Annotated in this window: 7 protein-coding genes; 2 read left to right on the plus strand and 5 right to left on the minus strand. The window is 70.3% G+C overall.

Annotation, left to right across the window (positions count from 1 at the left end; translation table 11 throughout):
• Window positions 1-3: 3 nt before the first annotated feature.
• The 3 genes from rpmG to EJC77_RS17945 all read right to left on the minus strand — a co-directional run bounded on the left by rpmG (window position 4) and on the right by EJC77_RS17945 (window position 1,540).
• Complete coding sequence (gene rpmG, locus EJC77_RS17935; RefSeq protein WP_019481734.1) at window positions 4-171, minus strand: 50S ribosomal protein L33; 168 nt, start codon at window positions 169-171, stop codon at window positions 4-6.
• Window positions 171-407, minus strand: a complete 237-nt coding sequence (gene rpmB, locus EJC77_RS17940) for a 50S ribosomal protein L28 (RefSeq protein ID WP_125615883.1) — start codon at window positions 405-407, stop codon at window positions 171-173. Before rpmB ends, rpmG begins: the two co-directional genes overlap by 1 nt.
• A gap of 317 nt (window positions 408-724) precedes the next feature.
• On the minus strand, window positions 725-1,540 hold the full coding sequence (locus tag EJC77_RS17945) for an SGNH/GDSL hydrolase family protein (RefSeq protein WP_420820337.1): 816 nt from the start codon (window positions 1,538-1,540) through the stop codon (window positions 725-727).
• A gap of 35 nt (window positions 1,541-1,575) precedes the next feature.
• On the opposite strand from EJC77_RS17945, the gene EJC77_RS17950 reads away from it, so the two are divergent.
• Window positions 1,576-2,967 carry an MFS transporter gene (locus EJC77_RS17950; RefSeq protein WP_125615887.1) on the plus strand — a complete coding sequence of 464 codons (1,392 nt, stop codon included), beginning with the start codon at window positions 1,576-1,578 and terminating at the stop codon, window positions 2,965-2,967.
• A gap of 9 nt (window positions 2,968-2,976) precedes the next feature.
• On the opposite strand, the gene EJC77_RS17955 is transcribed toward EJC77_RS17950, so the two are convergent.
• The gene (locus EJC77_RS17955; RefSeq protein WP_125615891.1) at window positions 2,977-3,468 is read right to left on the minus strand and encodes a MarR family winged helix-turn-helix transcriptional regulator; all 492 of its coding nucleotides are present in this window, start codon (window positions 3,466-3,468) and stop codon (window positions 2,977-2,979) included.
• 129 nt (window positions 3,469-3,597) lie between these two features.
• On the opposite strand from EJC77_RS17955, the gene EJC77_RS17960 reads away from it, so the two are divergent.
• Window positions 3,598-3,978, plus strand: a complete 381-nt coding sequence (locus tag EJC77_RS17960; RefSeq protein WP_125615894.1) for a DoxX family protein — start codon at window positions 3,598-3,600, stop codon at window positions 3,976-3,978.
• 45 nt (window positions 3,979-4,023) lie between these two features.
• Here EJC77_RS17960 and EJC77_RS17965 read toward each other — a convergent pair whose 3' ends face one another.
• Window positions 4,024-5,847, minus strand: a complete 1,824-nt coding sequence (locus EJC77_RS17965; protein WP_125615897.1) for an ABC transporter ATP-binding protein — start codon at window positions 5,845-5,847, stop codon at window positions 4,024-4,026.
• Between the last annotated feature and the right edge of the window lie 163 nt (window positions 5,848-6,010).

A 6,010-nucleotide genomic window follows, 5' to 3' on the forward strand; every position in this document is an offset into this window, starting at 1 on the left:
GGTTTAGCGCTCCTCTCGGAATTCGACGTGCTTGCGGATCTTGGGGTCGTACTTCATCAGGACCATGCGATCCGGGTCGTTACGACGGTTCTTGCGGGTCACGTACGTGTACCCGGTGCCCGCGGTGCTCTTGAGCTTGATGATCGGACGTACGTCCTTGTCCTTTGCCATTAGAGCTTCACCCCGCGAGCCAGGATCTCGGCAACGACCACGTCAATGCCGCGCACGTCGATGGTCTTGATGCCCTTGGCGGAAACCTGCAGGGTCACGTTGCGGCGCAGGGACGGAACCCAGTAGCGCTTCTTCTGGATGTTCGGGTCGAACCGGCGCTTGTTGCGGCGGTGCGAGTGCGAAATGCTATGCCCAAAGCCCGGCTCGGCTCCGGTCACCTGGCAGTGTGCTGCCATGATCACTCCTAGTTGCTTATAAAGGTAGACGATCCACAGGATGCGGACCGTGCGCGTCGACGGCGTCCGGCCAGGGCACGCCGCAACCCAAACCAGTGATGAAGTGGATGTTGCGGCACCGAAGCCAAATACAGGAATGCACGCAACTTGAGCCCCTAACTACCGGCCCGCGGGAGGACGATCACCGCAAACCGGAGCAATTGCACACGCTCCGCGCCACCTAGCGCCCATTCAGTCTAGATGCCAAGCGCCGTTTAAGGCGAATCTGCCCGGACGGTCCAGGTCCCCGAGGTCCTACCCGGCGATTCGGTGGGGCCTCAGTGACCGGGGCCGGCCGGCGCGTGCAGGTCCGGCCAGCGCGGGGCCAGGTTGTCGCCGCTGGAGACGCCGCGCAGCCGACGGCCCACCCACGGCCCGGCATACGAGCGGGCCCACCGGGCGTTGTCCCGCCACCCGTCCAGCCGCGTCCTGGCGGGCGCCGCCGGAAGTGGCGGCAGGGGCAGCCGGGCCTCTTCGCCGAGCGCCTCGAGCACCCGGTTGGCCATGTTGACGTGTCCCGGCGTGGACATGTGCATGCGGTCCACGTCCCACATGCGCCAGTCGTTGTACTCGTCGAACCGCCAGTAGTCCACCAGCTGTGCGCCGTGCCTGTCGGCGACCTCGCGCACCAGCTCGTTGTACACGGCCGTGCGCCCGCGCACGCCCCGGAATACCTTGGAGGCGCTCGCGTCGAAGCCGGTGAACAGCAGCACCGTGGCGCCCGTGGCAGCCAACCGGGCCACGGCGTCGTCGTACGCGGCGACCATGGCGTCGATGTCGACCCGCGGGCGGAGCAGGTCGTTCACGCCGGCGTACACGGTCACGAGCGTCGGCTCCAGCGCCAGCGCCGGCTCGATCTGCTCGGCCAGGATCTGGCGCATCTTCTTGCCGCGCACGGCCAGGTTCGCGTACCCGAATCCGTCCCGGGTGGCGGCCAGCTGCCCGGCCAGCCGGTCGGCCCAGCCGCGCACCCGGTTGGGCAGCGCCGGGTCAACATCGCCCACGCCCTCCGTGAACGAATCCCCCAGTGCCACGTACCGTGCTGCAAACTCCACGCCACTTCTCCTTCCAACGGCCGGCGGCCCGGCCCTCATTAGACTAATCCCATGATTTCGTTGCACGGACGCCGGTGACCGGCACCATCGAGCGGCAGACCATCTGGGGGGCGCGGTACCGCGGCGCAACGATCGGCTTCTTCGGCCTGGCCTTCATGGTGGCGTACTCGTCGGCGGCCATCACCACGGCCATGCCGCGCGCCGCCGACGAACTGCACGGACTGCCCCTGTACGGACTGGCGTTCGCCGTCACCATGGCCACGTCCGTGGTGACCATGACAATCGCCGCCGCCTGGATCGACCGGGTGGGACCGCAGAAACCGCTGCTCACCGGCGTGGCCATCTACGTGGCCGGCCTGACCCTGGCCGCGGCCGCACCCACCATGGAGGCACTCGTGGCCGCCCGCGCGCTGCAGGGCATCGGCACCGGGTTCGACAGCGTCGCCCTGTACGTGGCGATTGCGCGCGTCTTTCCGGCCCGGCTGCGCCCGAAGATGTTCGGCGCGCTGGCCGCCGCCTGGGTGCTGCCGTCCATCGTGGGCCCGGCCCTGTCCGGCATCATCACCGACCACTTCGGCTGGCGTTGGGTGTTCGCCACGGTGCCGGTGCTGGCCACGGTCGCCGCGGTCGTCGTGTATGCCGGCACGCGCGGCGGCGGCATGAACGGGACCGCGCCGCCGGAAGCAACGGACGACGACGGGACGTCGCCGACCGCGCGGAAGGGCGCCGGGCTGGGTGGGAGCCCGTGGCGGAAACCCCTGTGGGCGGCCGTCGCGGCGGCCTCGGTGCTGGCCTTGGGCGACGCCAGTGCGCGCACGCAGCCGTGGTGGGCCCCGGAACTGGCGGCCGCCGTCGTGCTGCTGGCCATCTCGGTGCCCAGGCTGCTGCCGACGGGCACGTGGCGGGCGGCGCGGGGGCTGCCGGCGCTGGTGCTGATGCGCGGGCTGCTCGGCACGGCGTTCAGCATCGCCGACGTGTACCTGCCGCTGCTCATGATCGACCAGCGGGACCTGCCGGCGTCGCTGGCCGGACTGTCCCTGACGGTGGGCGGGGTGACGTGGTCGATCGGCGCGTGGCTGGCGGGCCGGGGGACGCCCACGCCGGCCTGGAGCCTGCGACTGGGCGCGCTCGGCGTGCTGCTGGGGCTCCTGATCGCCGCGCTCGTGCTGCTGCCGGCCATGCCGGTGTGGATCGCCTGGGCCGGGTGGGCCGCGGCCGGGCTGGGCATCGGCCTGGCGTACCCGACGCAGTCGGTGCTGGTGCTGGCGAAGTCCGCCCCGCACGAGCAGGGCCGCAATTCCTCGGCCCTGGCGTTGAACGAGACGCTGACGACGGCGGCCGCGCTCAGCGTGGTCGGCGCCCTGTTCGCGGCCCTGCTCGGGACGGGCATGGCCGGCTACGGTGTGGCCTTCGCTGCCGCCGTGCTGTTGGCGTCCGCGACCGTTGCGGTGTCGTGGCGGGCGTAGGCGTCCACGTCAGTTGGGGCCGCCCAGGCACCGGTCGTCGGGGTCGATGGTGCGCATGATGCGCCGGCCGATGTCGGTCAGCTGGCGTGCCTGCGCCTTGGTCAGGGGGTCGAAGACCAGGCTCCGGACGGCTGCGACGTGGCCGGGCGCGGTCTGGACGACCTTGGCCCAACCGTCCCCGGTGAGGGTGGCGAGCGTGTAGCGGCCGTCCGTGGGATCGGGGGTGCGACGTACCCAGCCGCGCTTCTCGAGTCGGCCGACGACCTGGGACAGTCGCGGGAGCGCGGATTCGGCGAACTTGGCCAGCTTGGTCATCCGCAGGGTGCGGTCGGGTGCCTCGGAGAGGCCGGCCAGCACCTGGTATTCGAAGTGGCTGATTCCCGCGTCGCGTTGCAGTTGGGCGTCCAGGGCCGACGGCAACCGCATCAGGACGCTGGCAAGGGCAAACCACGCCTGGCGTTCCTCCTCGTCGAGCCAACGCGGTTCCTCGGGTGTTTCCATGGGGCCAAGCGTAGCGCGCAGCACTTCATGCGTGAAACGCCTCCTTGTGAAAATCACTTGCACCATGAAGCAATCTGCCATAGTGTTGACTTCACGATTGAAGTAAAACCATGAAGGGGTGTTGCCACCGTGAACGTCATCTTGTGGACCATCGCGAGCGTGCTCGCCGTCGCATTCCTGGGCGCCGGCGCCATGAAGCTCCTCCAGCCGAAGGCGAAGCTCGCCGTCTCCGGCATGGGCTGGACGCAGGACTTCGCCCCCGCCGCGATCAAGGCCATCGGCCTGCTGGAGTTGCTCGCCGTGGTCGGATTGATCCTGCCCGGCATCCTGCACATCGCGCCCGTACTGGTACCGCTGGCCGCAGTCGGTCTCGTCGCGCTCATGGTTGGCGCGGCGGTGACGCACGCCCGCCGCCGCGAGCCGCAGATGATCATCATCAACGTGGTCCTGCTCGTCCTGGCCGCCGTGGTCGTGTGGGGCCGCTTCGGACCGTACGCCTTCACGACGTAGGACACACCGCCGGACGTCGACCGGCCGTTCCTTGGCACGGCCGCGTCAGGCCGTCTGCAGCTCTCCCCCGGCCGCCACGAGCCGCGCGTAGGCACCTCCGGCGGCCAGCAGCGAAGAGGGCGTGCCAACCTCCACGATGGATCCACCGGACAGCACGGCCAGCTGGTCGGCCGCCTCGACGGTGGAGAGCCGGTGGGCGATGGTCAGCGTGGTGCGGCCGACGGCGATCCGGTCGAGCGCGGCCTGCACGGCCGCCTCGGTCGTGTTGTCCAGCGCCGACGTGGCCTCGTCCAACAAGAGCACGCGCGGGTTGCGCAACACGGTCCGGGCAATGGCGATGCGCTGCTGCTCACCGCCGGAGAACCGGTACCCGCGCGCCCCCACGACGGTGTCCAGGCCGTCCGGCAGCCCGGCCACCAGGTCGGCGATCTGCGCCGCGGCCAGTGCGTCCCACGACTGCGCGTCCGTGGCTTCCGGGGCGGCGAGGCGCAGGTTGTCCCGGATGGACGCGTGCACCAGGTACGTCTCCTGGGACACGACGCCCACGATCCGGGCCAGCACGTCCGGGGCGATGTCCCGGACGTCCACGCCGTCGATCGTGACCCGGCCGCTGCTCGCGTCGTGCAGGCGCGGCAGCAGCGAGCCGAGCGTGGACTTCCCGGACCCGGTGGGCCCCACGATGGCTGTCGTGCTGCCGGCCGGGAGCGCAAGGTCGATGCCGCGCAAGACTTCAGGGCCGCCGTCGTACGCGAATCCGACACCCTCGAAGCGGACGTCGCCGCGCACCCGCGCCGGGTCCAGCGGGACGGGGTTGGCCGGCGCCGTGATGCCGGGGGCCAGGTCGAGGTATTCGAAGATGCGGCTGAACAGGGCCATGGCCGTGACCCATTGGACGCCCACGTCCAGCAACCCCATGACGGGGCGGAAGATGGTGCCCTGCAGCGCCGTGAACGCCACAAGCGTGCCGATGCTCATGCCGGCGCCCGGGAGGCCCGCGGCCAGGTAGATGAGCGCCGGGATGGCGGCGAAGATGATGGTCATGGTGGCCATGCGCCAGCGGCCCGCCAGTTGCGAGCGCAGTTCCAGGTCGATGAGCCGCGCGGAGCTGTCGGTGAACTTCCCGGCGTTGCGGCCGGTGGTGCCGAGCGTCTTGGCCAGCCGGATGCCGGAGACGCTCAGCCCCTCCTCGACCTGCCCGTGCAGCCCGGCCAGTCCGGCCTGCCGGGCGCTGGTGACGTCGCGGCGGAGCAGGGCCACGCGGCGGGAGAACCACACGGCCGGCGGGATGACGAGCAGCGAGAGCGCGGACAGCCGCGGCGAGAGCGCCACCATGGCGATCGCCGTGGCCACGGCCGTGGTCAGGTTGGACGCGACGGATGTGGCGGTCGACGTGATGACGGCCTGCATGCCGGAGATGTCGTGCGTGAGCCGGGATTGCACGTCGCCGCTGCGGGTGCGCGTGAAGAATCCAAGCGACTGCCGTTGCAGGTGGGTGAACATGCTGGTGCGCAGGGCGTGCATGACGCGTTGGCCCATGGCCGTGGCCAGCCACGTTTGCACGACGCCGAGCAGCGCGGTCGCGGCGGCCACCGCGATGAGCCCGCCGGCCAGCCAGAGCAGCAGCCCGATGTCCTTTTCGGGCAGCGCCCGGTCGATGATGGCGCGGACCAGGAACGGCTGGGCCAGGCCGATGACGCTGGCGGCGCTAATGAGGAGAACAACGACGGCGATGGTCGCCTTGTGCGGGGCGAAGAGGGCCGCGATGCGGCGCAGGCGCACGGGATGCCGTTTCAACTGGCCGCGGTCGGCGGGATTGATGCGGCCGGGGCCGCCCCGACCGCCGCCGGTGCTGGGGTGGGGTTCTGCCATGGGCGTTTTCCTCCTGTCCTCCGGGGATGTGCGTCCGGGGGTGGAAAGGGGTGCGGGATTCGCACCCGACACGCCGAGGTTACCTCACTATGTGGTTATAGGACAAATGCCCGGACCGTTCTTGGCCGCCAGACCTAGGACGGTGCTGAACAATGTGGGTGGC

The organism is Specibacter cremeus, from assembly GCF_003946885.1.
Classification (GTDB): domain Bacteria; phylum Actinomycetota; class Actinomycetes; order Actinomycetales; family Micrococcaceae; genus Specibacter; species Specibacter cremeus.

Excerpts from the sequence above, each read along its gene's own strand:
- rpmG (WP_019481734.1), bottom strand. The coding sequence starts at position 171 with ATGGCAAAGGACAAGGACGTACGTCCGATCATCAAGCTCAAGAGCACC.
- rpmB (WP_125615883.1), bottom strand. The coding sequence starts at position 407 with ATGGCAGCACACTGCCAGGTGACCGGAGCCGAGCCGGGCTTTGGGCAT.
- EJC77_RS17945 (WP_420820337.1), bottom strand. The coding sequence starts at position 1,540 with ATGAGGGCCGGGCCGCCGGCCGTTGGAAGGAGAAGTGGCGTGGAGTTT.
- EJC77_RS17955 (WP_125615891.1), bottom strand. The coding sequence starts at position 3,468 with ATGGAAACACCCGAGGAACCGCGTTGGCTCGACGAGGAGGAACGCCAG.
- EJC77_RS17965 (WP_125615897.1), bottom strand. The coding sequence starts at position 5,847 with ATGGCAGAACCCCACCCCAGCACCGGCGGCGGTCGGGGCGGCCCCGGC.